Here is a 25,450-nt window from a genome sequence, read left to right as displayed (position 1 = left end):
CCGCGGGTGGCGGGGACGATCCGGGCCAAAAGGCCCCAAGGAGAGCCGGGTGACACGCATCACCCGGTCAGACAAAGCAAAACAGCCTGTAGAGGGCAACCTAGGAGATGAAAAATGCGTCACGCACGTGGGTATCGCCGCCTGAATCGCACACATGAGCACCGCAAGGCGCTCTGGGCGAACATGGCGGGCTCGCTCATTGAACATGAGCAAATCAAGACAACGCTTCCCAAGGCCAAAGAACTGCGCCCGATCATCGAAAAGATGATCACGCTGGCGAAACGCGGCGATCTGCACGCGCGTCGTCAGGCCGCCGCCAAGCTGAAGCAGGACCAGTATGTCACCAAGCTTTTTGACGTGCTGGGTCCACGCTACAAGGACCGCCAGGGCGGCTATGTGCGCGTGCTGAAAGCGGGCTTCCGCTATGGCGACATGGCGCCGATGGCGATCATCGAGTTCGTGGACCGCGACCGCGACGCCAAGGGGGCGGCCGACAAGGCGCGCCTGGCTGCCGAGGAGGCCGCCGAAGACTAAGGCATGCCTCTCTGCACGCCAAGGCCCTTGTCCCGATGCGGGACAAGGGTTTTTTTATGCCTCCGGCGGGGATATTTAGAGCCAGAAGAAGCTGGCGCCCGCGCGCTGTTGGAGGCCCCGATGAGAACTGTCGGACTACTGCTGCTGATCTGGTCAAGTCTCCTTGCGGTTCCCTTGGCCGCGCAGCAGGTGCCGCAGTCGGCCCAGCAGATGCATCTGAGCTTCGTGCCGCTGGTCCGGCAGGCGACACCGGCGGTCGTCAATATCTACGCTCAGGTGCTGCGGGAGACCCGACGCAGCCCGTTCCAGGGCGATCCGTTCTTCGACCGCTTCTTTGACGGCTTCGGGACGCCCGAGCCGCGCGTGCAGAATTCGCTGGGCTCGGGCGTGATCCTGTCGGCGGACGGGATCGTCGTGTCGAACTACCACGTGGTGGGTATGGCAACGGATATCCGCGTCGTGTTGGCGGACCGGCGCGAGTACACCGCGCGCGTGCTTTTGGGAGATGCCGAGAGCGATCTGGCGATCTTGCAGATCGAGGGCGCGGAGGATCTGCCGTTCCTGCCGCTCCGGGCCTCCGATACGGTAGAGGTGGGCGAGTTGGTGCTGGCGATCGGCAACCCCTTCGGTGTCGGCCAGACGGTGAGCAGCGGGATCGTGTCTGGCCTCGCGCGCTCCGGGGCGGCGACGGGCTCGGGTCGTGGCTACTTCATCCAGACCGACGCGCCGATCAACCCGGGCAATTCCGGTGGCGCCCTCATCGATGTGACCGGTGCGCTGATCGGCATCAACACCTCGATCCTGACACGCTCGGGCGGCTCGAACGGGATCGGCTTCGCCATCCCTGCCGATCTCGTTGCGGCCTTCGTTGCGCAAGCCCGCGAAGGCCGGGCGCGGTTCGAGCGCCCCTGGGCGGGGATGGGTGGCCAACCCGTGGATGCGGAGATGGCCGAAGCCTTCGGCCTGGCCCGGCCCGGCGGCATCGTGATCTCCGCCATGCATCCTGACAGCCCCTTTGCGCAAGCGGGCGTGGCGGTGGGCGATGTGATCGTCGCGGTGAATGGTCAGCCGGTGAACACTCCACCTGAGATGGTGTACCGGATGAGCGTGATCGGGTTGGGTCGGCAGGCGCAGATCAGCTATCTGCGCGCGGGTGCGGCGCAGCAGACCGAGGTCCGGCTGATGCCCGCCCCGGATGTGCCGGACCGGGAGCCTCTGACACTGGAGCGCGGCGACATCCTGCCCGGTCTGGAGCTGGCGCGGGTGAATCCGGCCGTCATTGCGGAATTCAACCTTCCGCTCGAGAGCGCTGGCGTGATCGTGACGGACACGGGACGGTTCGGATCGCGGGTGGGCCTGCGCGTCGGCGATGTGATCGTGGGCGTCAACGACCGGGCGGTTCAGCGGCCTCGCGATGTGGTCGAGGCGTTTCGCAGCCGGTCCCGCAGCTATGCGGTGACGGTGATCCGCGGCGCGCAACGGGTCGTGCTGCGGTTCGGAGTGTGAGCGATGGCTGATCTCTTTGCCAGCGAAACGGAGCAGGACGGTGGGGGGCACCGCCCGCTTGCGGACCGGCTGCGGCCACAGACGCTCGATGAGGTGATCGGGCAAGACCAGATCCTGGGGCCCGAGGCACCTTTGCGGGTGATGCTGGAAGCGGGCGCGCTGGGCTCGCTGGTCTTCTGGGGGCCGCCCGGTGTGGGGAAGACAACCATCGCCCGGCTGCTGGCCCATGAGACCGACCTGCAGTTCGTGCAGATCAGTGCGATCTTCACCGGCGTGCCGGAACTGCGCAAGGTCTTCGAGGCGGCGAAGATCCGGCGGCAAAACGGTCAGGGGACTTTGCTTTTCGTGGACGAGATCCATCGCTTCAACAAGGCGCAGCAGGACGGGTTTCTGCCGCATATGGAGGATGGCACGATCCTTCTGGTCGGGGCCACAACCGAGAACCCCTCCTTCGAGCTGAATGCCGCGGTGATGAGCCGCGCGCAGGTCATGGTGCTGGAGCGGTTGGATCTCAAGGATCTCGAACTGTTGGCGCAGCGGGCTGAGCGAGAGCTGGGAACGGCCTTGCCGCTTGATGGCGCCGCACGCGAAGCCTTGCTGGAAATGGCGGATGGCGATGGGCGGGCGCTTTTGAACCTGATCGAGCAGGTGGCGGCCTGGTCGGTCGAGGGCAAGCTGGACACGGAGGCTTTGGGGACGCGGCTCATGCGCCGCGCGGCGCAATACGACAAGTCGGGCGATGCGCATTACAACCTGATTTCCGCACTGCACAAATCGGTGCGCGGCTCGGATCCGGATGCCGCTCTCTACTGGTTTGCGCGGATGCTGGAGGGCGGGGAGGATCCGCGGTTTCTCGCACGGCGGATCACCCGGATGGCGGTCGAGGACATTGGGCTCGCCGATCCACAAGCGCAGGCGATTTGTCTGCAGAGCTGGCAAACTTACGAGCGGTTGGGCAGCCCGGAGGGAGAGCTTGCACTGGCGCAGGCGCTGGTTTATCTCGCACTCGCCCCGAAATCCAATGCGGCTTATGTCGCTTACAAGGGCGCGCGCAAAGCGGCCAAGCAGACCGGATCGGAGCCGCCGCCCAAGCATATCCTTAATGCACCGACCAGCCTGATGAAGGATCAGGGTTTTGGTGCGGGCTACGCCTATGACCACGACGCGGAGGACGGATTTTCTGGGCAGAACTACTTCCCCGAGGGCATGGACCGGCAGGCGTTCTACGCGCCTGTCGAACGCGGCTTCGAGCGCGATCTGCAAAAGCGCGTGGCCTATTTTGCAAAGCTGCGCGCCAAGCGCGAAACTTGACAATTGCCCAAGCCTGCGGGACAGACCGCGGATGTTGACCTCTTTGATCATGGTGGCCCTTGGCGGGGCCCTTGGTGCGTCCTTGCGCTTTCTCTGGGGCGTGGCGTTCCTGCGCCTGACAGGGCCCTCGGAGTTCCCGCTCGCGATCATGGCGGCGAATGTTCTGGGGTCCTTCCTGATGGGGGTGTTTGTGGTGGTGGCCGCGCAGAAAGGGCTGACCCATCTCGGCCCCTTCGTGATGACGGGCCTCTTGGGGGGGTTCACGACCTTCTCTGCCTTCTCACTGGAGACGATGACACTGGTCGAGCGCGGTGATCTGGGCGCGGCGGGGCTCTACGTGGCGCTGTCCGTCGGGCTGTCGATCGGGGGGCTCATGCTGGGGCTCTGGCTCGCACGCGGGGCTATGGCATGAGCCGTGTGCAGACCGTGACCGTCGCCGCGGATGACGCGGACCAGCGATTGGACCGCTGGTTTCGGAGGCTATTCCCGCATGTGCCGCAGGGCAGGATCGAGAAGATGTGCCGCAAGGGCGAAATCCGGGTCGATGGCGGGCGCGTCAAGGCCGCGACCCGGCTGGAGGCCGGGCAGCAGGTCCGTGTGCCGCCCTTGCCAGACAGTGCAGCCCCCGCACCGGAGCGGACGGCAGTGTCGGACGCCGATGCCAAGATGATCCAGTCCTGCGTGATCTACCGCGACGACCAGGTGGTCGTGCTGAACAAGCCACCCGGGCTGCCGACGCAAGGGGGCTCGAAACAGACCCGCCACGTGGACGGGCTCGCCGAGGCGCTGCGGTTCGGGCTGGAGGAGAAACCGCGGCTGGTGCACCGGCTCGACAAGGACACCTCGGGCGTTTTGCTGCTGGCGCGCACCCGGGCTGCTGCGAAAGCGCTGACCGCCTCGATGCGACACAAGGAAACGCGCAAGATCTACTGGGCGCTGGTCGCCGGCGTACCCACGCCTTACCTGGGCGAAATCCGCTTCGGGCTGGTCAAGGCGCCGGGGCGCGGGCAGGGCGGCGAGGGCGAGAAGATGATCGCGATCCACCCCCGCGAGATTGATGAGACACCGGGTGCGAAACGCGCGCATACGCTCTATGCCACGCTCTACCGGGTGGGCGCGCGGGCAGCCTGGGTGGCGATGGAGCCCATCACGGGGCGCACCCATCAGTTGCGGGCGCATATGGCCGAGATCGGGCATCCGATTGCGGGCGACGGCAAATATGGCGGCTCCGGTCAGGAGAATATGGGCGACGGCTGGGGCGCGCAGTTGGGTGGTATCATCTCGAAGAAGCTGCACCTGCACGCACGTATGATGCGCTTCGAACAGCCGGAGAGCGGCAAGATCATCACCGTGACGGCACCGCTCCCTGCGCATATGGCCCAGAGCTGGGAGACCTTCGGCTGGACAGAAGACCTGGCAGCCGAAGATCCCTTCGAGGCGCTGTGATGCGGTTGGTCATTTTCGATGTGGACGGCACGCTGGTGGACAGCCAGGCCGATATCCTGGCGGCGATGGCGGAGGCCTTCGCGGCCGTGGGCGAGCGTGCTCCGGCGCGCGCGGATGTCCTGGGTATCGTGGGGTTGTCGCTCGACGTGGCCATGCAGCGGCTTGCGCCAGCGGCGGACCACGGGCGGATGGTCGCGGCCTACAAGGACGCCTATGTGGCACTTCGGGCGCAGACGGGGGCGGCCCAATCCTCGCCTCTCTATCCCGGAGCACAGGAGATGCTGGAGCGGCTCGGCGCAGAGCCCGATGTGCTGCTCGGAGTTGCGACGGGCAAATCGCGGCGGGGTCTCGACAAGCTGCTCGAAGCGCATGGGCTCGACGGTGTGTTCGTCACTCAACAGGTGGCCGACTTTCACCCGTCAAAGCCAAACCCCTCGATGCTCTATCAGGCCATGGCCGAAGTCGGTGCGTCCAAGGCGCAGACAGTGATGATCGGCGACACGAGCTTCGACATGGAGATGGCCGCAGCTGCGGGTGTGCCGGGGTTTGGTGTGAGTTGGGGCTATCACCCGGTCAAGGCGCTGCACGCGGCACATACGGTGGCGGATGACTTTGCCGCGCTCGAAACCGCCTTGGCGCGGCATTGGAGGGTAGGGGTATGAGCGAATGGAAGGCCAGACGCTTCTGGACCTCCGCGGAGGTATCCGAGGTTTCGGAGGGCTTTGGTATCGCGCTGGACGGGCGCCCGGTGAAGACACCGGCAAAGCGTGCGCTCGTGGTCCCGACGCGTGGCCTGGCCGAGGCGGTGGCCGCGGAATGGGCGGCGCAGGAGGCGGTGGTCGATCCGCTGAGCATGCCGTTCACGCGCACGGCCAACGCAGCACTCGACAAGGTCGCGGTGCAGCGTCGCGAAGTGGCTGACATGATCGCCGCCTATGGTGACAGCGATCTGCTGTGCTATCGCGCGGCACAACCGGCCGAGCTGGTGACCCGCCAGGCCGCCCAGTGGGATCCGATCCTCGATTGGGCCGAGACCGCCTTGGAGGCGCGGCTCTCGCCGCGTACGGGTGTGATGCACGCGCCGCAGACGTCCGAGGCGCTGGAGCGGTTGAGCGCCCGGGTGCATGCGCTCTCGGTCTTCGAATTGACGGCCTTTCATGACTTGGTGAGCCTATCGGGATCGCTGATTCTCGGCTTTGCGGCAGCGCAAGATCTGCAAAAAATCGACGCCCTCTGGGACATTTCCCGTCTCGACGAAATCTGGCAGGCGGAACAATGGGGTAAGGATGACGAGGCCGAGGCCGCGGCCGCCGTCAAATTCCAAGCCTTTCAACACGCAAAGGTGGTTTTTGATCTTTCAAACTCCGCATTTTAGCGCTCACATTGAGCAATGCGCTTGGAAGCCGTGGGCGCAGCTTCATTTTCCGTTGCATACCCTTGACCTACGCGCGCGATTGCGACCACTATATGGCCCACTTGGAGGGGCTAACCCTGCATATCGCCTCCGGCCAACGAGTGCCGGTTGACCCGCCCGGTAAGGGGTGGAAAATCAGGAAGAGGTAAAAATGAAAAAATCTATAATTCTCGGCGCGCTGACCGTCGCTGGCCTGTCAGCGAGCGCTGCGGCCGCGGGTACGTTGGACGATGTCAAGGCGCGCGGTACGCTGAACTGCGGCGTGGCGACCGGTCTGGCAGGCTTTGCCGCACCGGATGCGAACGGCGAGTGGAAAGGCTTCGACGTGGCCGTCTGCCGCGCGGTTGCGGCAGCAGTTCTGGGCGATCCGTCGGCTGTCGAGTTTGTACCGACAACCGGAAAAACACGTTTCACAGCGCTTGCGTCGGGCGAAATCGACATGCTGGCCCGCAACACCACATGGACCTTCAGCCGTGATGTTGACCTGAAATTCACGTTCGTGGGCGTCAATTACTATGACGGCCAGGGATTCATGGTGCCCAAAGCTCTGGGTGTGACTTCGGCCAAGGATTTGGATGGCGCGACCGTCTGCATCCAGACCGGCACAACGACCGAGCTGAACCTCGCGGACTTCTTCCGCACCAACAATATCAGCTATGAGCCGGTTCCGATTGAGACCAACGCCGAAGCGCAGCAGCAGTACCTTGCAGGGGCCTGTGATGTCTACACGACCGATGCGTCGGGCTTGGCGGCTACGCGCGCCACATTCGAGGCGCCGGGCGATCACGTCCTACTGCCCGAAATCATCTCCAAGGAGCCGCTGGGTCCGCTGGTCCGTCACGGCGATGACGATTGGGGTGACGTGGTGCGCTGGACGCTGAACGCGCTGATCACAGCTGAAGAGCTGGGTGTGACCTCGGCCAACGTGAACGAGATGTCGGCAAACACCGGAAACCCGGAAGTGGCGCGCCTGCTGGGCACCGAAGGCACGCTGGGCGAGATGCTCGGCCTTGATGCCGACTGGGCCAAGCGCGCTATTTCCGCTGAAGGTAACTACGGCGAAATCTTCGCGAAGAACATCGGCGAAGAGACCCCCATCGGGCTGGCCCGCGGGCTCAACGCTCAGTGGACCGACGGTGGCCTGATCTACTCTCCGCCCTTCCGCTAAAGCTGAAATGGGCAAGGGCGCAGGGACCAACCTGCGCCCTTTCCTTATGACGACCCACAAAAAAGAGACCCGACCGCCGAGGCGCAAAACGTGCCCGTCAAAACCAAGGTCGGAACCACGGGGAATTTCAAATGACGACACTGACGGACCCACCGCAGGAGTCCTTCCGCCTGTCTATGTTGATCAACGACACGCGGTACAGGTCCCTGACGTTTCAGGCGATTGCTGCGATAGTGCTCGCACTGGCCATCTGGTATCTGGGCAACAACCTGCTGCAGAACCTGCGCGCCGCCGGGCTCAACATCGCGTATGATTTCCTGGGCGATCCCGCCGGGTATGACATCAACCAGCGGCTGATCGAGTATGACAGCCGGTCCAGCCATGCGCGGGCCGCGATTGTCGGTATTCTGAATACGCTGCTGGTGGCTTTTCTGGCCTGTGTCACCGCGACGGTTTTCGGCGTGATCGCCGGTGTTTTGCGCCTGTCGAACAACTGGCTGGTGCGCAAGCTGATGTCCTTTTACGTCGAGATTTTCCGGAACATCCCCGTGCTGATCTGGATCATCATCATCTTCACGATCATGACGGCTGTGATGCCCGCGCCCCGTGCCTTCCGGGGCGATGAGCCCGAGGCCTCCATGCTGTTGGGGCTCTTCGCCTTCACCAACCGCGGCGTGTATATTCCGGCACCCGTCTGGGGCCCGGGCTCGATGGTTGTGGTAGCCACCTTCATCGCCTCGATCATCGGGGTGATCGGATATCGCCGCTACGCCACCAAACTGCTTTATGACACCGGCAAGCTGCTGCCCATGGGGTGGCCGAGCCTGGCGATCTTCTTTCTGCCGACCATCCTGATGTTCTACATCATGGGGCGCCCCATCGGGCTGGATATCCCCGAGCTGGGCGGGTTCAACTTCCGCGGCGGCATTCAGGTGGGCGCGCCACTGATTGCGTTGTGGTTCGCGCTCTCGATCTACACCGGCGCCTTCATTGCAGAGAACGTGCGGGCGGGGATCCAGGCGGTCAGCAAGGGGCAGACCGAGGCGGCCTCGGCCCTCGGTCTGCGCCCGGGTCGCGTGATGAACCTCGTCGTGCTGCCACAGGCGCTGCGCGTGATCATCCCGCCACTGATTTCGCAATACCTCAACATCACCAAGAACTCGTCGCTCGCGATCGCCGTGGGCTACGCCGATATCACCGCGACGCTGGGCGGCATCACATTGAACCAGACGGGCCGCGCGATTGAATGCGTGCTCTTGCTGATGCTGTTCTACCTGACGATCTCGCTGCTGATCTCGGCAGTGATGAACGTCTACAACAACGCCGTGAAGCTGAAGGAGCGCTGAGACATGTCCGATACACATGCCCATTCCGTCGCCTTCGTACGAACCAGTGAAATCCCGGCAGCCCCGCCGCCCTATGCGGCGACCGGGCCAGTCAAGTGGATGCGCGAGAACCTCTTTGCGACGCCCGCAAACGGTCTGCTGACCATCGCAGCGCTCTACGTGATCTGGGTGGTGCTGGCCGGGACCATGCCCTGGATCGCAAACGGCATCTGGAACACCGAGAGCCTCGCGCAGTGCCGCGAGGTGCTCGACGGTGCGGTCGGTGCCTGTTTCTCGGTGCTGACCGAACGGTGGAACCAGTTGCTCTTCGGCTTCAAGTACCCGCCGGAGTACTACTGGCGTCCGATGCTGGCGCTGTTGCTCTTCTTCGTTGCCGCGGCCCCGGTTCTCTTCTTCGATCTGCCGCGCAAGCTCTTGATCGTAACAGCGCTCTTCCCCTTTGCCGCCTACTGGCTGATCTGGGGCGGCACCATCCTGACGCCACTTGTGGCCCTCGCCGGTTTCGCGGCGGGTGCCGCGGTCTATCAGCGCCTCGTTGCGGGCAGCTTTGCCATGGGCTTCTTCGGAGCCATCATTGCGGCCTTCATTGTCTGGACCGTGGGCGGCTGGCTGATCCCGGCCAGCGCGTCTCAGAACGCACTGCTCGGCGCTGTGCCGAGCCGCGATCTCGGGGGCTTCATGCTCAACATGATGCTCGGCGTGACCTGCGTGTCTCTGTCTGTCCCGCTGGGCATTGCTCTGGCGCTGGGTCGGCAGTCGAACATGCCTTTGATCAAGTGGATCTGTGTGATCTTCATCGAGTTCATTCGGGGCGTGCCGCTGATCACTCTGCTCTTTGTGGCAAGCGTGATGCTGTCTTACTTCTTTCCGCCAGAATCCACGCTCGATCTGTTCCTGCGTGTGGTCATCATGATCACCATGTTCTCCTCGGCCTATATCGCCGAGGTGATCCGGGGGGGCCTCGCCGCCTTGCCCAAGGGGCAGTATGAGGCGGCGGACTCGCTGGGCCTCGACTATGCGCAGGCGATGCGGCTGATCATCCTGCCGCAAGCGCTGAAGATCTCGATTCCGGGCATCGTGAACATTGCCGTGGGGCTCTTCAAAGACACCACGCTGGTGTCGGTGATCGGCATGTTCGACATCGTCGGCATGATCCGGGGTCCGATCCTGGCCTCGACGGAATGGAACGGTGTCTACTGGGAATTGCTGGGCTTCGCCTCGGTCCTCTTCTTCATCGTCTGCTACGGCATCTCGCAATACTCACAATGGCTCGAACGTCGCCTTGCGACCGACCACCGTTAATCCTCCCTCAAGTAGCGAAAGCGGTAGGGAAACAGAAAAGAAAGGCCGTCAGATATGGCTGAAGCTGCAACGCAAATGAAGGTCTCGGACGAGATCGCCATCACCATCACCAAGATGAACAAGTGGTACGGCACGTTCCACGTGCTGCGCGACATTGACCTTACCGTCAATCGCGGCGAGCGGATCGTGATCTGCGGGCCATCAGGCTCGGGCAAATCCACACTGATCCGCTGCATCAACGCGCTGGAAGAGCACCAACAGGGCAGCATCGAGGTGGACGGCACGCTGCTGTCGTCGGACCTGAAAAACATCGACAAGATCCGCTCGGAAGTGGGCATGTGCTTTCAGCACTTCAACCTCTTCCCGCATTTGACGATCCTCGAGAACTGCACGCTGGCGCCGATCTGGGTGCGTAAGACACCGAAGAAGGAAGCCGAAGAGACGGCGATGCACTTCCTGGAGAAGGTCAAGATCCCGGATCAGGCGAACAAGTATCCCGGCCAGCTCTCGGGCGGTCAGCAGCAGCGGGTGGCGATTGCGCGCAGCCTGTGCATGCGGCCGCGGATCATGCTCTTTGACGAGCCGACCTCGGCGCTCGACCCGGAGATGATCAAGGAGGTGCTCGACACGATGATCGAGCTTGCCGAAGAGGGGATGACCATGCTCTGCGTGACCCACGAGATGGGCTTTGCCCGTCAGGTGGCGAACCGTGTGATCTTCATGGACGCAGGCCAGATCGTGGAGCAGAACGAACCGGAAGCCTTCTTCAACAACCCACAAAGCCCGCGGACCCAGCTCTTCCTGAGCCAGATCCTCGGCCACTGACCGAGGGGCGGCCTGAAAGCCCGCCCAACCTGCCGGCACCGCCCTCGGGACAGGCAGGTACGGTGGGCCTTCGGGCCACCGCTATGTCAACTCCCGCGGGGTCACGAAGTCGATCGGCTGGCCTTCGTGCCAGCCGATCTCAGCCCAACTTGGTGCAGCGAAGCGGACAACCAGCGTCGCACCCGTTGGGTAATCCTCAAACCTGGGATGGTCCGGCGCGGTGCGCACGAGGCGGTGCGCCACGTCACAGATGCCTGGATTGTGGCCAATCATCAGAACGCAGGCACCGACTGCCTGCATCAGCACATCGCGCATGCAGCTCGCTTCTGCATGGTAAAGCTCGTTCATGTAGCGCACCGGGATGTCCTTGGGCAATTCCAGCCGTTGCAGAGTTTCACCGGTGCGGGTCGCAGAGGAACAGAGCACCTCATCGGGCAGGTGTTCACGGTCGCGCAACCACGCTCCAAGCGCTTGTGCCGAGACCCGTCCGCGTCCGTTCAGGGGGCGCTCGTGGTCGCGCAGACCGGCGTGGCTCCAATCGGACTTGGCGTGGCGCATCAGGATCAGGGTACGGGTCATTGCGGATGAAAGGCCCTCATGTGAAATGCGGATTGTATGGGCAGGCGCCCGAACTCTTGTGAGACCGGGCAGGCCCGCCGAACACGGCAGCCTTGCGACATGCAGTCTGCACCGTCGACCGTGTCGAGAAAAGCCTTGCACTTCGGCACGTCGTAGGCGTGCGTGGCGGAGAGGGCTGCGACCGGGCAGGCGCTCACGCAGGGCTTGTCGGTGCAACGGTCACAAGGGCTTGCCTGCGACACCTGCTCCAGCCGGATCGGAACATCGAAGAGCAGCGCGCCGCGGATCGAAATCATCAGCCCCGCTTCGTCGTGGATCATCATCCCGGTCGGACTCTGGAAAAACCGCCCCGTCTGCAGTGCCCACGAGATGAACGGCAGATAGGGTGGCCCATCCGAAGGGTAGGCCGCCCGCGCATTGAGCTTGGCCGCAAGGGCGCCGATGACCCGCTTGGACCACCGGTCCAGCGGGTCGCGCTCTCCGTCGGCATATTCGGCTGTCGCGGTGAAGACCGGCCAGAGATCGCGGCCTGCGCCCAGCAGCACGACCGAGGTGCGGTCATCGAGATCGGTGGCACCCATCACGACGAGGCCGGGCGGCGCTTTGAGGCGCGCGAGACTGGTCAGCGTCATTTCCGGGCGAAGGGCAGCGTGATCGACCAGCCAAAACGGCTCGGCCGGTCGTCCTGCCACTCCAGCCCGACCTGCATGTCGTCATGCCCGGCGGCGGGCTGCGCGATATAGGTCCCGAAGATCCGGTCCCAGATCGAGAGCGCAAAGCCATAGTTGCTGTCGTGCTCATCGCGGTGCACCGAGTGGTGCACCCGGTGCATGTCGGGCGTGACCAGGACCCGCCGCACCATGGCATCGAGCCACAGCGGCAGGCGGATGTTGGCGTGGTTGAACATGGCTGTCCCGTTGAGCAGAATCTCGAAGATGATCACTGCGATGCCGGCCGGGCCCATCAGGTATACAAGACCGATCTTCAACACCATCGAGAGCGCGATCTCGACCGGGTGGAACCGGATCGCCGTCGTCACATCCATATCCACATCCGCGTGATGGACCCGGTGCAGACGCCACAGCAGCGGCACCTTGTGGGTGATCAGATGTTGCAGCCAGATCGCGAAGTCCAGCACAAGCACCGCGATCACGATCTCGAGCCAGATCGGCCAGTCCACGGCATTGAAGAGCCCCCAGCCCTGCGCCTGCGCATCCAACGCGGCACCGACGGCGAGCAGCGGCAGGGCGAATGCCATCAGCCGCAGCGTCAGCGTATTCGCGATGGTGATGCCCCAGTTGGTGAGCCAGCGACGGCTCCGGCTTTGGCTTCGGACGCGCCGCGGGGCCAGCGCCTCAAGCGTGGCGAGCAGGGCAAAGAGGCCGAGGAAGATACTCAGACGGATGACGGTTTCGTTTTCCATGGCCCACATCTATGCCAGCGTGCGCCGCAGACCAAGCGACAGCATGACACATCTGCGTCAGTCCGCGCGGATAATTGAGCCCGCGCCATGTTCGGTGAAGAGCTCCAGCAGGCAGGCGTTGGGCGCGCGCCCGTCGAGAATGACCGCAGCGCGGACCCCACCCTCGAGGGCCGCGAGCGCAGTCTCTGTCTTCGGGATCATACCGCCAGCGATCACGCCCTCTTCGGTCAGGCTGCGGATCTGCGTCGCGCTGAGCTCGGTCACCACCTCGCCGGCGGCATTCTTGACGCCCGCCACATCGGTCAACAGCAGCAGCCGGTCCGCCTTGAGGGCGGCGGCCACGGCCCCGGCCGCCGTATCGCCGTTGATGTTGAAGGTCTCACCCGCCGCCCCCGCTCCCAAGGGCGCGATCACCGGGATGTATTCCTTCTCGGCCAAGTCGCGCAGCACGCGTGGATTGACGGTGTCAGGCGTGCCCACAAAGCCCAGCTCGGGGTTGGTCGGTGTGCAGGTGATCATATGAGCGTCTTTACCGGACAGGCCCACCGCGCGTCCGCCCTGGCCATTGATCGCCTGCACAATGCGCTTGTTCACGAGCCCCGCGAGCACCATCTCGACCACCTCCATGGTGGCGGCATCGGTCACACGCTTGCCGTTCTTGAACTCGGAAGCGATCTGCAGCTTGTCGAGCATCGCGTTGATCATCGGCCCGCCGCCATGCACGATCACCGGGTTCACCCCGACCTGCCGCATCAGCACCACGTCGCGGGCAAAATCCTCCATCGCGGCGTCGCTGCCCATCGCGTGGCCGCCGAGCTTGATGACCACTGTCGCGCCTGCGTAGCGCTGCAGGTAGGGCAGGGCCTTGTTCAGCGTGCTTGCCGTCGCAATCCAGTCGCGGTTCATGTCTCGGGTCTTCATCTGGGCACCATTCGTCTGGAGGTTATGCGGCCCGCTGCGGCGCTCTGCAAGGGCAACCTCTATTCGAGCGTTGCAATGATCGCGCGCAGCGTCGGGATGCCCCAGCCCTTCTCGCTGGAGGTCACGACGATCTCAGGGTAAGCGGCGGGGTGTTTGGCCAGAGCGCCGCGCACCTGATCGAGGATCGTCGCGCGCTCTTTCTCTTTCACCTTGTCGGCCTTGGTGAGTACCGCCTGAAAGGTCACGGCAGCACTGTCCAGCAGTTTGAGGATCTCTTCATCCACCGTCTTTACCCCGTGGCGCGCGTCGATCAGCACGAAGGCGCGCCGCAGGGTCTGGCGGCCCGAAAGGTATTGTTTGAGCAGGCGCTGCCACTTCTCGACCACAGGCAGCGGCGCATTGGCAAAGCCGTAGCCGGGCAGGTCCACCAGGTAATGGGCGTCGCCGGCGGTGAAGAAGTTGATCTCCTGCGTCCGGCCCGGAGTGTTCGAGGCGCGGGCGAGCCCCTTGCGCCCGGTGAGCGCATTGATCAGCGAGGATTTTCCGACGTTGGAGCGGCCCGCAAAACAGACTTCGAGCCGGTTGGGTGCGGGCAGGCCCGACATGGCGACCACGCCTTTCACGAACTCGGTCTCACCTGCGAAGAGCAGACGCCCCTGTTCCAGCGTCTGCGGGTCGGGGTCCGGGGCGATCGGAAAGGGCAGCGTCATCCCAGCCTGTCGCCGACGCGGGCGCTGCCGGCAACGGTGACCTTGAAGTAGACGCCGAAGTTGCGCGTGTCCCAGCCGTCTTCCAGCAGGCGCAGCATGCCGATATCGCGGCTGCCGCTTGCAGGGTTGGCATCGGGCGCGCGGCAGCGTTCGATGGGCTCTACCGGGCTGAGCGTGGCGGAGCCGAGCGTGATGTCGCGTTGCAGCAGGTCGATTTCCTCCCAGGGTGCCAGACCGTCGAGCCAGAGGTTAATGCGGAAGCGGCGCATGTCGATCTCGAACCCGGCCTTCTGGCTGAGTGCCCGCAGGGAGGCAAGGTTTCCCAGAGAGACGGATGGGTACTCAACGTCGGTCATGCCCTGAACGGGCGCCTTGACCAGCCGCGCAGGCCCCGGCCGGTTGTCGGGCCACAAATCGCCGATCCACGCGCCGAGCGCCTGGCCGTCACTGGCCGGATCGATCTCGATCGGGTCCCGATCGGGATGGGTGAGGCGAATGCCGCTCCGGGTGCTTTCGGCGGTGAGGGCGGCCAGCCGCGGTCCGGAGGCCACTTGCAGGAAGTTGCGCCGGGGTTGCCACTCATCGGTGTCGTCGGCCTCTGCGTTCAGCAACGCCCAGAGCCTGTCGCCGACCACCGCCTGCGTCGGGTCGAGGTCGACAGTCTCGACCGCTTCGCTCCCCAACCCCTTCAGCGGGTGTCGCCAGATATGCCGCAGAGTAGCGGTCACTTCTTGGCGTCCTCACCGGTTTTGCGTTTGAAGCCGCTCCTGATGTTGCCGAAGACGTCGGGCGTGTAACCCTGGCTGCGCATGATCAGATACTGTTGCGCAAAGGTGATCGTGTTGTTCGCGATCCAGTAGATGACCAGCCCGCTGGCGAAGCCGCCGAGCATGAACATGAACACCCACGGCATCCAGGCAAAGATCATCTGCTGTGTCGGGTCCGTGGGCGCCGGGTTTAGTTTCTGCTGCAGCCACATCGAGATGCCGAGCAGAAGCGGCAGGATACCGATGAAGATGAGCGCAAGGATCGACGTTGGCTCCGGCGCTTCGATGGGCAGAAGGCCGAAGAAGTTCATGATCGAGGTGGGATCGGGCGCGCTCAGGTCCTGGAAGGGTCCGAAGAAGGGGGCATGCCGCAGTTCGATGGTGACGAAGATCACCTTGTAGAGCGAGAAGAAGATCGGGATCTGCAGCAGAATGGGCAGACAGCCCGCGGCGGGGTTCACCTTTTCCCGCTTGTAGAGCTCCATCATGCCCTGCTGCATCTTCTGCCGGTCGTCGCCGGCCTCCTCCTTGAGCTTCTCCATCTGCGGCTGAAGCTCCTTCATCTTCGCCATGGAGACATAGGATTTGTAGGCCAGTGGGAAGAGGATTGCCTTGATGATGAGGGTCAATCCGATGATGGCCCATCCCATATTGCCGATCAGCAGGTTCAGCTCGTGCAGCAACCAGAAGATGGGTTTGGTCAGAAAGAAGAACCAGCCCCAGTCGATGCTGTCGATGAAGCCTTCAACGCCTGCGGACTGATAGGTCCGGATCGCGTCCCACTCTTTTGCGCCGGCGAAGAGCTGGCTGGTAACGGTGACCGAGGTGCCAGGCGCGACCGTCTGCGTCGGCATGACCGTCTCTGCCTGATAGATATCGCGGCGTTCGTCGTATTTGGCGACGGATTTGAACGCAGTGCCGGGTGCGGGGATCAGCGTCGACATCCAGTAGTGATCGGTGAAGCCGATCCAGCCGTTCTGCGCCACCTGAGTGACTTCTGCCCGCGCGCGCTCGCGTTCGGAAAAGGCGAAATCGGGCATATCGGACCAGTCCGTTTCGGTGAGTTCGCCGTCGGCCATGGCGACCACACCTTCGTGCAGGATGAAGAAGTTCCGCAGATCGGACGGTTCGCTGTGGCGCGCGAGCACGCCATAGGGGGCCACCGTAATCGGCGCATCGCCTGTGTTGGCGACCGATTGCGTGATGGTGAAGAGATAGTCTTCGTCGATCTCTATCGTGCGGGTGAAGGTCTGGCCCGCGCCGTTGTCCCAGGTGAGCGTGACGGGGCTCGTCGGGCTGAGCGCCTCGCCGCTCGCGACGCTCCAAAGGGTGTTCGGGCCGGGGACGGCCGTGGGGTCGAGACCGCCACCTGGCGCCCAGCCATAGAGCGCGTAATAGGCGTCGGCCGTGCCGACCGGCGAGAGCATCTTCACGATATCCGCATCGGGATCCTGGGTGACGCGGTAATCGTTCAGCGAGAGGTCGTCGATGCGGCCACCCAGCAGCGAGATCGAGCCGCTGACGCGGTCGGTTGCGATCGGTATACGGGGGGCGTCTGCAAGCTCGTCCTCGCGGGTTTCAGCCTCGGGCGCGGCCTGGCTTTGTGTCGTGGCGTCGGGCACCGAGGCGGTCGCGTCGGCCTCGGTTTGCGAGGTCTGCGCGGGAGGCTGCGTATCCAGCGCTGTGTCCGGTTCGGGGGGCGGAAACAGAACAAACCACACCAGAATCACGAGAAAACTGAGTGCCGTTGCAAGAATGAGGTTCTTGTTCTGATCGTCCATCTGGGACAGCCACCTGATGTCGTTGATATCAGCGTGGGTTCAACAGAGTGACGGGCCAAAGGTCAAGCGGAATCGCGGTTTTTCAGCGGAAATTGCGGGAAATCGAGAGGTGGCTGGATCTCTGTTCGGGGTCGATGGCTGTGCGCGGATAAGCGTCAGCCAGTGCGGTTTCCGAAGATGCGCGGAACGTCCTGAAGCTTGGCGTTGTGTTGCGCCATCCAGTCGATGGTTTCCTCGAACGGCATCGGCTTGGCGATCCCAAAGCCCTGAACGTGATCGCAGCCCAATTGCGCAAGCAGCGCGTGCTCCCCCGCGGTCTCGACGCCTTCGGCCAGGGTTTGCACGCCGAGGCGCTCCGCCATGGTCAGGATCGCGCTGATCATGCGTTGCTGATCGGGATCGCGGTCTGCTTTCATGACAAAGGATCGGTCGATCTTGATCCGGCTGACAGAGAAACGCCGGATCGACGCGATGGAGGCGTGCCCGGTGCCGAAGTCGTCCAGATCGATGCGGCATCCCAATTGCCCCAGCCCGTTGATGTTGCGCGTGATGATGTCGTCAGGTGCGCGGGCGACAACGGTTTCAAGCACCTCGACAGCCAGACGCTCGGGCGTCAGATCAAAGCGGTCCAACTCCCATTTCACCTTGTCCACGAGGCGGGGGTTCTTCAACTCGGGGCCCGCGAAATTCACGCCGATCTGGGGGACGATGACGCCAGCATCGTCCCAGGCCTTGAGTGCTGCAAAGGCGTGATACATCATCACCTCCGCCAGCCGCTCCAGCATGTCGGCCTGCTCGATGGCCGGCAGAAAGTCGGCGGGGGAAATCATGCCACGTTCGGGATGATCCCAGCGGGCGAGCGCTTCGAAGCCGGTCACACGGCCGGTGTCGGTCGAAATCTGAGGCTGAAACCACGGCCGGATGTGTCCGCTCTCAAGCGCGCTTGCCACTTCCTGGCGGACTTCGGCGCGCGTCTCGCTTCGGCGCTTCATCTCGCTGGAATAGGCGCGGATTGCGTTTGGCCCGTGCGCCTGCGCCTCGCGCAGGGCCGTCGCCGTTGCTTCGATCCACGCGCGTGGCGATGTATTGACGACCTGCCCAAGCTGACAAAACCCGACGGAGCTGGTTAGATAAACCGTTGTGCCATCGATGGAAATCGGCTCTTCCAGCTTGGCCTGCAAACGGCCCGCCAGCTGAATGCACAGTTCGAGGTCAAGCTGGCGTACCGGCTTGAGGCAGGCCGAAAACCGGTAGTCGCCGGTCCGCGCAACGATGTCGCCTTCGCGAAGTGCCGCAAAGATGCGTTCACCCGCGCGTGCCATGATCGTATCGGTCGCGACCTGGCCGAACCGGTCGGCGAAATCCGCCGCCTCATCAATTTCGATCTTGAAGAGCGCGGAGGTCAGCGACGTTTCGCGCCCCTCCTTGAAGCGTTCGGCGGCAAGCTCTTCAAAGACGCTTTTGTCAGTGAGGCCATTCTGCATGGTAGTCGGGCGATCCATCTTTGCGCCCGCGGGTCCGAAGGCCATCAGATAGATCATCGGTACGATCGCGGCCGCCGCGATCAGAGCACTGTCTCCCCCCACCCAATACACCGCCAGCGAAGCGGCGGGCAGGCAGGCCAGGGCGGCTGGACGCGTCAGGAATTCAGCGGCCGCCGACCGCGCACGCGCCACGTTTTCCCAAGAGAGCCCTGCCATCATGCTTCCTTCTCAGACCGATGCGCTTTTGCATCGGGCGGACCGTAGCCGAGCAGCCCTCACCTGCTCGTTAACGCAGATGTGGTTATTCCGCAGAGATTTCCTAAAACTGTTCTTACTTCAGAGACAGGTTTGCGAAGTCAAAGAGTTTTGGATCGAGCAGGTGGGAGGGCCGGGCGTTCATCAGCGCGCGGAACATGATCTGCCGGCGCCCGGGGCTGTTTTTCTCCCAGCCGTCGAGGATTGTCTTGACCTGCTGACGTTGCAGCCCGTCCTGGCTGCCGCAGAGATCGCAGGGGATGATCGGGTAGCGCATGGCCTTGGCGAACTTGTCGCAATCCGCCTCAGCGACATGGGCCAGGGGGCGGTAGACAAAGAGATCTCCTTCCTCGTTGACCAGTTTCGGCGGCATGGTCGCAAGGCGGCCACCATGAAAGAGGTTCATGAAGAAGGTCTCGAGGATATCATCACGGTGATGCCCCAGCACGACCGCCGAACACCCTTCCTCGCGCGCGAGGCGGTAGAGATGGCCGCGGCGCAGCCTTGAGCAAAGCGCGCAGAAGGTGCGGCCCTGCGGGATCTTGTCCATCACGATGGAATAGGTGTCCTGGTATTCGATGCGATGCGGCACCCCCATCCGCTCGAGAAACGCGGGCAGGACCGTTGCAGGAAAGCCGGGCTGGCCCTGGTCGAGGTTGCAGGCCAGCAGATCGACAGGCAGCAGCCCGCGCCACTTGAGCTCGTAAAGGACAGCGAGCAGCGTGTAGCTGTCCTTGCCACCCGACAGGCAGATCAGCCAGCGCGCGCCGGGCTCGATCATGCCGTAGTGCTCGATCGCCTCGCGGGTGGCACGCACGATGCGTTTGCGCAGCTTCTTGAACTCGGTCGTGGCAGGCGCGCCGGCAAAGAGCGGGTGGATGTCGTCGGGGGTGTCGAGCATGCTGTCCGTCCGGTGTGGGTTTGCGTCTCTATAGCGGCAATGGGTGTGAACCAAAAGCGGCTGCAGGACGTACCCCTAGCAGAAAGGGAGATCATCATGATCCGCGGTCTGAGTATCCTGCTCTGCGCCTTGGCCCTGTCAGCCTGCGTCGGGAAGCCGTCGCTGGACGATGAGGCGCTCTCGGGCCAGGAGTTGAACCTTGAAGACTTCTTCGAGGGGCGCGTGGTGGCCTTCGGTCAGTTTCAGGATGTGTTCGGAACGGTGCGACGCCGCTTCGATGTGGAGATCGAAGGCACGTGGGATGGCGAGACGCTGCGGCTGGTCGAGGATTTCGTTTATGAGGACGGCAGCACCGAACAGCGCATCTGGACCTTGCAGAAGACCGGGCCCGAGGCCTGGCGCGGCACGGCGCCCGGTGTTATCGGCGTGGCCACCGGCGAGGAGCGGGGTGACACTTTCAACTGGAAGTACGAGATCGACCTGCCGGTCCCCGACGGCACCCTGCGCGTCACTTTCGATGACTGGATGTGGCTCTTGAGCGAGGATCGCGTGCTGAACCGGGCTTACATGAAACGCTTTGGTGTGGACATTGGCGAGGTGATCATCACCTTCGAGAAACAGCGCTGAGTGGCGTCATGAGGTCGGTCGATCCGGTGGGTCAGGCACCGGGTCATAGCCACTTTGCCCAAACGGGTGACACCGGCCGATCCGTCTCAGACTGAGCCAGCCTCCCTTGAGCCCGCCGTGTTTCTCCAACGCCTCAAGAGCGTATGCGCTGCACGTCGGCTGATAGCGGCAGTTGTGCCCGACCCAAGGGCTGAAGAGCAGGCGGTACGCGCGCACGGGCAGCGACAAAACGCGCGCGAGCGGGCTCATCGTAGGCGGTCGTGCAGCCGCTGCAGGGCGGTTTCCAGATCGGCCTGCAGCTGCGCGAAGGGCAGGGTGGCGGTCTGCTCGCGCCGTCCGATCAGCACGTAGTCCATGCCGTCCCGGCCGTGTCGCGGCAGCACGGCGCGGGCCGCTTCGCGCAAACGCCGCTTGGCGCGGTTGCGCGCCACCGCGTTGCCGACCTTCTTGGAGCAGGTATAGCCGATGCGGATCCCCTCCGCCTCGTCGGGGCCGCGCCGTCGCATCTGAAGGATGAAGCCCGGCATCGCCAGGCGCATCGCGCGCGCGGCGCGCTGAAAGTCCGCCCGCGCCTTCAGAACCTGTAAACGTGACGACGCCGCCGGAGACGCGCTGTCCCCGGCGGTTGTGCGGGGTGTGGCGGCCTGCGGCGGCGTCATGTCTTTCACCGGTGCCAAGGGCGCGGTTTACGCGCTCAGCGACTTCCGGCCCCGGGCGCGGCGCGCGTTGATGATCTTGCGGCCCGCTTTGGTGGCCATGCGCGCACGGAACCCGTGGCGCCGCTTGCGCACGAGGTTGGAAGGTTGGTAGGTGCGTTTCATCGCTCCGTCTCCATGTCTGCTGCCCGGCGGCGCGGAATCGCGGTGGCCCCCGGAGGTCATTCGAAGCCCGTGCTCTAAAGCGGACCGGGCCCCAAGTCAAACCCTGCGAGCGGCAATCGCACGGGATATTGCAATATTTTCGCGCAATTCGGCGTAAGGCTGCGTCAACATGTTTCAATTACTGCCATTCGGGGCGGTTTGACCCACCAAACCGTCACGCTGGATCAAGCGCCCGTGAGGCGCCTATCGCCCTAGGCGCCGAACCGTCATCTAGCTGGTAATTGAAACGCGCGTCGTGAAAGGACAGTGTAGTGTCAGATATGACGGACAACTCCAAATCCGGGGCCGATCCGGCATCCAAGTCCGCTCTGATGCGGAACCTGCCGTTGATCGCGATCCTCTGTGTGGCGGTGCTCGGCGCGCTGACCCTCAAGGATTACATCAGCTTCGAGGCGCTGCGGGACAACCGCGAGGCGCTGATCGCCTTTCGAGACGCGAATGTGGCGCTGACCGTTCTGGCCTTTCTCGCGGCCTATATCGTGATCGTCGCCTTTTCGCTGCCGGGTGCGTTGATGGCGACGCTGACGGGGGGCTTCCTGTTCGGTACCTTTGGCGGCTCTGCTCTGAGTGTCACCGCGGCAACCATCGGGGCCACCGTGATCTTTCTCGCCGCACGTCATGGGCTGGGAGAGAAGCTGAAGGCGCGCATGGATGCCTCGCAGGGGACGGTGCGCAAGATCGCCGAAGGCATCGACGAGAACCAGTGGTCGATGCTGTTCTTCCTGCGCCTGGTTCCCGTTGTGCCGTTCTTCGTGGCAAACTTGGTGCCGGCCTTTCTCGCCGTTCCCGTCTCCCGCTATGTCATCTCGACCTTTCTGGGAATCATTCCTGGCTCTTTGGTCTATTCTTCCGTCGGCGCCGGGCTGGGGGCCGTCTTCGAGCGCGGGGAAAGCCCGAACCTGGGGATCATCTTCGAGCCGCACATCCTGCTGCCGATCCTCGGGCTGAGCCTGCTGTCGGTGCTGCCCGTGATCGCGAAGGCTGTGACCGGCAAGAAGGGGCTTTGAGCCATGCCGCGGATTAAGACGGATGTGCTGGTGATCGGCGCGGGCTCCGGCGGGCTCTCGGTGGCTGCGGGTGCAGTGCAGATGGGCGCCGATGTGGTTCTGCTCGAAGGCCACAAGATGGGCGGTGATTGCCTCAACTATGGTTGCGTGCCTTCCAAGGCCCTCATCGCCAGCGGCAAGGCGGCCTACGCACAGCGCCACGCGGCGCAATACGGGGTCGCGGATGCGCCGGGTGTGGCCGACTACGCCGCCGCCAAGGACCACGTTGCAGATGTCATCGCTCAGATCGAACCCGTTGACAGTCAGGAGCGGTTCGAGGGGCTGGGCGTCAAGGTCATTCGCGAATTCGGACATTTCATCTCGCCCAAGGAGGTGCAGGCGGGCGACACGGTGATTGCGGCGCGGCGCATCGTGATTGCGACCGGATCCTCGCCGCTTGTTCCACCCATTCCGGGACTAGAGACGGTTCCTTATGAGACCAACGAGACGCTGTTTGACCTGCGTGAGCCGCCCGAACATGTCCTGATCATCGGCGGTGGTCCCATCGGCATGGAAATGGCCCAGGCGCATATCCGCCTCGGCTGCAAGGTGACGGTGATCGAAGGCGCCAAGGCGCTCGGCAAGGATGACCCGGAGCTGGCCGAGGTGGTGCTGTCGAGCCTGCGCGACGAGGGCGTGGTGATCGAGGAAGATGCAAAGGCTGCAGAAATCAGCGGCGAGGCTGGCGCCATAGAAGTCGTGACCGAGGATGGTCGGTCGATCAGAGGCACGCATCTGTTGATCGCCGTCGGTCGCAAAACCAATACCGAAGCACTGAAGCTGGAGGCGGCTGGTATCGAGACCACGCGCACGGGCATCAAGGTGGATGACAGCCTGCGCACCACCAATCGCCGTGTCTATGCCATCGGCGATGTGGCGGGGGGGCTGCAGTTCACCCATGTGGCCGGGTATCACGCGGGTGTCATCATCCGCTCGATGCTCTTTGCGCTACCCTCGAAAGCCAAAACCGCGCATATCCCCTGGGCCACCTATAGCGATCCGGAGCTGGCCCAGGTCGGTCTGACCGAGGCGCAGGCCCAGAAGGAGCATGGCTCCGCCCTCGAGGTCGTCCGGTTCCACTACGAGCATAACGACCGCGCCATTGCAGAGCGGAAAACCAAAGGCTTTATAAAGGTGATGGTCGTGAAGGGACGGCCTGTGGGGGCCTCGATCGTGGGCTATCAGGCGGGTGAGCTGATCAACCTCTGGGCCCTGGCTCTGGCCAACAAGATGAAGATGAGCCAGATCGCCGCGATGGTGGCGCCCTATCCGACCATTGGCGAGATCAACAAGCGCGCGGCTGGGGCGTACTTCAGCCCGCGGCTCTTCGACAGTCCCATGGTGAAACGGGTCGTGGGGCTTGTTCAACGCGTCATCCCGTGAAACGCTGACGCCCATGTTCAACTCGCTCTCAGGTCGGCTGATTGTCTTGACGATCATCTTCGTGATGATCGCCGAGGTGCTGATCTTTGTGCCCTCCATTGCGCGCTTCCGCGAGGACTATCTGATGAACCGGCTGGAGCGGGCGCAGATCGCCTCGCTGGTGCTATTGGCCGACGATATGATCGACCAGGAGCTCGAGGCCGAACTTCTTGAAAATGCTGGTGTCTTCAACGTGGTTCTGCGCCGTGACCAGGTGCGCCAGCTGATGCTGGCATCTGATCTGCCTCAGCCGATTTCGCAGACCTTCGACATGCGCGACAACTCTCCGGTGCTGCTGATCCGCGACGCGCTGACCCGCTTTACATCGCCGGAAAACGAAGTGATCCGCGTCATCGGTGCGCCGGTGCGCGATGCCGGTCTGCTGATCGAGATCACCATGGAAACCGGCCCGCTGCGCATGGCCATGATCGACTATGGCATCCGCATCCTGATCCTGTCGGCGGTGATCTCGATCGTTACCGCGTCGCTCCTCTTTGTGGCCATGCGGGCCTTGCTGCTGAAGCCGATCAAAAGGGTTGTCGGGCACATGCAAAACTATGCGGCCGCCCCGGAAGACGCCCGGCGGATCATCACGCCCTCCGCCAGTGTTACCGAGCTGCGTGAGGCCGAAGAGGCGCTTCAGAAGCTGGAAACGGATCTGACCCAAGCGCTGCGCCAGAAGGACCGGCTCGCCCAACTCGGCAGCGCGGTGAGCAAGATCAGCCATGATCTGCGCAATATCCTGACATCGGCGCAGCTCTTCACTGATCGGATCGAGATGAGCGAGGATCCGACGGTCAAGCGCATGGCCCCAAAGCTGGTCGGCAGTATCACCCGCGCGGTGCATCTCTGTGAAAGCACGCTGGCGTTCGGGAGGGCGGAGGAACCCAGCCCGACGCTCACGGTGCTGCCTCTTGCTGACGTCGTGGAAGAGGTGATCGATGGTGAACGTCTCGCTGCCGAGGGTGCCGAGATCGGCTTTACCTGTGCTGTTCCTTTCGGGATGACGGTACGCGCTGATCCCGAACAGCTCTACCGGGTCCTCGCCAATCTGCTTCGCAATGCCCGCCAAGCCCTTCTCGCGGCGGGGCGTCCCGGAGAGATCAGCGTGGATGCCCGCGAAGATGATGCCGCCTGGTGGATCGAGGTTTCGGATACCGGCCCGGGATTGCCACCGAAAGCGCAGGAACATCTCTTCCGACCGTTTCAGGGCGGCGCGCGCAAGGGTGGGTCTGGCCTCGGGTTGGCGATTTCTGCGGAGTTGATCCGCGGGCACGGCGGAACTCTGGAACTGGCGGGAACCGGTCCGGACGGCACGCGTTTTGTGATCTGCCTGCCGAAAGGCGATGGGACACTGACGCCCGGCGTCATCGAAGAGGCCACCCGCGACGTGGTTGCATGACGCCAGGACGACCTGGAAACGGGTCAGCTTGAGGCGACGGGTTTTTCGACCGATTGGGCTTGCATAAGGTCGCGCACAGCACTAAACCGCCAGCCAGTGGACCGATAGCTCAGCTGGATAGAGTACTTGACTACGAATCAAGGGGTCGGGGGTTCGAATCCTCCTCGGTCCGCCACATGCAACTTGTCGAACGTCAGACGAAATTGGCTTTTACGTCAAGAACTGACCCAATCACCGCGAACCGGATGCTTGTGGCTCGGTCGCAGACGTCCGGTTCGCATCTCCCGCATCTAGTGTTTCAGACAACTGAGATATGTCGCGCTCTTAGGGTCAGGACCCATTGATTTCCTTTGAGTGGCATGATTCATCGGTCGAAAATCGAATGGTGATATGAGCGAT

General features: G+C 63.4%; 27 protein-coding genes and 1 tRNA gene. 16 read left to right on the top strand and 12 right to left on the bottom strand.

Annotated features, from left to right (window positions below; translation table 11 throughout):
* The first annotated feature begins 114 nt into the window (after window positions 1–114).
* From rplQ to MUB52_RS20025, 11 genes are all read left to right on the top strand, one after another.
* Window positions 115–534: a 50S ribosomal protein L17 gene (rplQ, locus tag MUB52_RS20075; protein WP_263845933.1), complete on the top strand. Its 420-nt coding sequence runs from the start codon at window positions 115–117 to the stop codon at window positions 532–534.
* Between the two features lie 120 nt (window positions 535–654).
* A complete protein-coding gene (locus MUB52_RS20070) occupies window positions 655–2,040 on the top strand; it encodes a trypsin-like peptidase domain-containing protein (protein ID WP_263845932.1) in 1,386 nt (461 codons plus the stop codon).
* Between the two features lie 3 nt (window positions 2,041–2,043).
* The gene (locus MUB52_RS20065) at window positions 2,044–3,351 is read left to right on the top strand and encodes a replication-associated recombination protein A (protein ID WP_263845931.1); all 1,308 of its coding nucleotides are present in this window, start codon (window positions 2,044–2,046) and stop codon (window positions 3,349–3,351) included.
* 31 nt (window positions 3,352–3,382) lie between these two features.
* Entirely contained in the window at window positions 3,383–3,763 is a 381-nt protein-coding gene (gene crcB, locus MUB52_RS20060; protein WP_263845930.1) for a fluoride efflux transporter CrcB, read from the top strand.
* On the top strand, window positions 3,760–4,797 hold the full coding sequence (locus tag MUB52_RS20055) for an RluA family pseudouridine synthase (protein ID WP_263845929.1): 1,038 nt from the start codon (window positions 3,760–3,762) through the stop codon (window positions 4,795–4,797). The genes crcB and MUB52_RS20055 overlap by 4 nt, the downstream gene beginning before the upstream one ends.
* The gene (locus tag MUB52_RS20050) at window positions 4,797–5,459 is read left to right on the top strand and encodes an HAD-IA family hydrolase (RefSeq protein ID WP_263845928.1); all 663 of its coding nucleotides are present in this window, start codon (window positions 4,797–4,799) and stop codon (window positions 5,457–5,459) included. Before MUB52_RS20055 ends, MUB52_RS20050 begins: the two co-directional genes overlap by 1 nt.
* On the top strand, window positions 5,456–6,172 hold the full coding sequence (locus MUB52_RS20045) for an ATP12 family chaperone protein (protein WP_263845927.1): 717 nt from the start codon (window positions 5,456–5,458) through the stop codon (window positions 6,170–6,172). The genes MUB52_RS20050 and MUB52_RS20045 overlap by 4 nt, the downstream gene beginning before the upstream one ends.
* Before the next feature lie 190 nt (window positions 6,173–6,362).
* Window positions 6,363–7,379 carry an amino acid ABC transporter substrate-binding protein gene (locus MUB52_RS20040; protein ID WP_263845926.1) on the top strand — a complete coding sequence of 339 codons (1,017 nt, stop codon included), beginning with the start codon at window positions 6,363–6,365 and terminating at the stop codon, window positions 7,377–7,379.
* Window positions 7,380–7,510: 131 nt separating this feature from the next.
* A complete protein-coding gene (locus MUB52_RS20035) occupies window positions 7,511–8,725 on the top strand; it encodes an amino acid ABC transporter permease (RefSeq protein ID WP_263845925.1) in 1,215 nt (404 codons plus the stop codon).
* A 3-nt stretch (window positions 8,726–8,728) separates the two neighbouring features.
* Entirely contained in the window at window positions 8,729–10,027 is a 1,299-nt protein-coding gene (locus MUB52_RS20030; protein ID WP_263845924.1) for an amino acid ABC transporter permease, read from the top strand.
* Between the two features lie 54 nt (window positions 10,028–10,081).
* Window positions 10,082–10,852, top strand: coding sequence for an amino acid ABC transporter ATP-binding protein (locus MUB52_RS20025; RefSeq protein ID WP_263845923.1), 771 nt, complete (start codon window positions 10,082–10,084; stop codon window positions 10,850–10,852).
* An 81-nt stretch (window positions 10,853–10,933) separates the two neighbouring features.
* On the opposite strand, the gene MUB52_RS20020 is transcribed toward MUB52_RS20025, so the two are convergent.
* The 9 genes from MUB52_RS20020 to ttcA form a co-directional block, all read right to left on the bottom strand.
* Window positions 10,934–11,431: a SixA phosphatase family protein gene (locus tag MUB52_RS20020; RefSeq protein ID WP_263845922.1), complete on the bottom strand. Its 498-nt coding sequence runs from the start codon at window positions 11,429–11,431 to the stop codon at window positions 10,934–10,936.
* On the bottom strand, window positions 11,428–12,063 hold the full coding sequence (locus tag MUB52_RS20015; RefSeq protein ID WP_263845921.1) for a ferredoxin: 636 nt from the start codon (window positions 12,061–12,063) through the stop codon (window positions 11,428–11,430). Before MUB52_RS20015 ends, MUB52_RS20020 begins: the two co-directional genes overlap by 4 nt.
* The gene (locus tag MUB52_RS20010) at window positions 12,060–12,854 is read right to left on the bottom strand and encodes a sterol desaturase family protein (protein WP_263845920.1); all 795 of its coding nucleotides are present in this window, start codon (window positions 12,852–12,854) and stop codon (window positions 12,060–12,062) included. Before MUB52_RS20010 ends, MUB52_RS20015 begins: the two co-directional genes overlap by 4 nt.
* Window positions 12,855–12,911: 57 nt before the next feature.
* Complete coding sequence (gene argB / locus MUB52_RS20005; protein WP_263845919.1) at window positions 12,912–13,775, bottom strand: acetylglutamate kinase; 864 nt, start codon at window positions 13,773–13,775, stop codon at window positions 12,912–12,914.
* 59 nt (window positions 13,776–13,834) lie between these two features.
* Window positions 13,835–14,485 carry a ribosome biogenesis GTP-binding protein YihA/YsxC gene (yihA, locus tag MUB52_RS20000; protein WP_263845918.1) on the bottom strand — a complete coding sequence of 217 codons (651 nt, stop codon included), beginning with the start codon at window positions 14,483–14,485 and terminating at the stop codon, window positions 13,835–13,837.
* Window positions 14,482–15,213, bottom strand: coding sequence for an MOSC domain-containing protein (locus MUB52_RS19995; RefSeq protein ID WP_263845917.1), 732 nt, complete (start codon window positions 15,211–15,213; stop codon window positions 14,482–14,484). The genes yihA and MUB52_RS19995 overlap by 4 nt, the downstream gene beginning before the upstream one ends.
* Window positions 15,210–17,033: a membrane protein insertase YidC gene (gene yidC / locus MUB52_RS19990; protein ID WP_263845916.1), complete on the bottom strand. Its 1,824-nt coding sequence runs from the start codon at window positions 17,031–17,033 to the stop codon at window positions 15,210–15,212. Before yidC ends, MUB52_RS19995 begins: the two co-directional genes overlap by 4 nt.
* Window positions 17,034–17,188: 155 nt before the next feature.
* Entirely contained in the window at window positions 17,189–18,733 is a 1,545-nt protein-coding gene (locus MUB52_RS19985) for a putative bifunctional diguanylate cyclase/phosphodiesterase (RefSeq protein ID WP_263845915.1), read from the bottom strand.
* 115 nt (window positions 18,734–18,848) lie between these two features.
* A complete protein-coding gene (ttcA, locus tag MUB52_RS19980; protein WP_263845914.1) occupies window positions 18,849–19,673 on the bottom strand; it encodes a tRNA 2-thiocytidine(32) synthetase TtcA in 825 nt (274 codons plus the stop codon).
* 96 nt (window positions 19,674–19,769) lie between these two features.
* Between ttcA and MUB52_RS19975 the strand changes: the two genes are divergently transcribed.
* On the top strand, window positions 19,770–20,300 hold the full coding sequence (locus tag MUB52_RS19975; protein WP_263845913.1) for a DUF3833 domain-containing protein: 531 nt from the start codon (window positions 19,770–19,772) through the stop codon (window positions 20,298–20,300).
* A 6-nt stretch (window positions 20,301–20,306) separates the two neighbouring features.
* On the opposite strand, the gene yidD is transcribed toward MUB52_RS19975, so the two are convergent.
* The 3 genes from yidD to rpmH are packed head-to-tail and all read right to left on the bottom strand — an operon-like array spanning window position 20,307 to window position 21,121.
* The gene (gene yidD, locus MUB52_RS19970) at window positions 20,307–20,549 is read right to left on the bottom strand and encodes a membrane protein insertion efficiency factor YidD (protein WP_263845912.1); all 243 of its coding nucleotides are present in this window, start codon (window positions 20,547–20,549) and stop codon (window positions 20,307–20,309) included.
* The gene (gene rnpA / locus MUB52_RS19965) at window positions 20,546–20,959 is read right to left on the bottom strand and encodes a ribonuclease P protein component (protein ID WP_263845911.1); all 414 of its coding nucleotides are present in this window, start codon (window positions 20,957–20,959) and stop codon (window positions 20,546–20,548) included. Before rnpA ends, yidD begins: the two co-directional genes overlap by 4 nt.
* 27 nt (window positions 20,960–20,986) lie before the next feature.
* Window positions 20,987–21,121, bottom strand: coding sequence for a 50S ribosomal protein L34 (gene rpmH / locus MUB52_RS19960; protein ID WP_263845910.1), 135 nt, complete (start codon window positions 21,119–21,121; stop codon window positions 20,987–20,989).
* A 320-nt stretch (window positions 21,122–21,441) separates the two neighbouring features.
* Here rpmH and MUB52_RS19955 point away from each other — a divergent pair, with 320 nt between their 5' ends.
* From MUB52_RS19955 to MUB52_RS19940, 4 genes are all read left to right on the top strand, one after another.
* On the top strand, window positions 21,442–22,188 hold the full coding sequence (locus tag MUB52_RS19955) for a TVP38/TMEM64 family protein (RefSeq protein WP_263845974.1): 747 nt from the start codon (window positions 21,442–21,444) through the stop codon (window positions 22,186–22,188).
* 3 nt (window positions 22,189–22,191) lie between these two features.
* Complete coding sequence (locus tag MUB52_RS19950; protein ID WP_263845909.1) at window positions 22,192–23,610, top strand: dihydrolipoyl dehydrogenase family protein; 1,419 nt, start codon at window positions 22,192–22,194, stop codon at window positions 23,608–23,610.
* A 13-nt stretch (window positions 23,611–23,623) separates the two neighbouring features.
* Window positions 23,624–25,051, top strand: a complete 1,428-nt coding sequence (locus tag MUB52_RS19945; protein ID WP_263845973.1) for a sensor histidine kinase — start codon at window positions 23,624–23,626, stop codon at window positions 25,049–25,051.
* A gap of 98 nt (window positions 25,052–25,149) precedes the next feature.
* Window positions 25,150–25,226, top strand: a tRNA-Arg gene (locus tag MUB52_RS19940).
* Window positions 25,227–25,450: the final 224 nt, after the last annotated feature.

The sequence above is a fragment of the Roseobacter sinensis genome, from assembly GCF_025755255.1.
Classification (GTDB): Bacteria; Pseudomonadota; Alphaproteobacteria; order Rhodobacterales; family Rhodobacteraceae; genus Roseobacter; species Roseobacter sinensis.
Note: the sequence above shows the minus strand (reverse complement) of the source record. Positions and strands in the feature narration are given on the sequence as shown.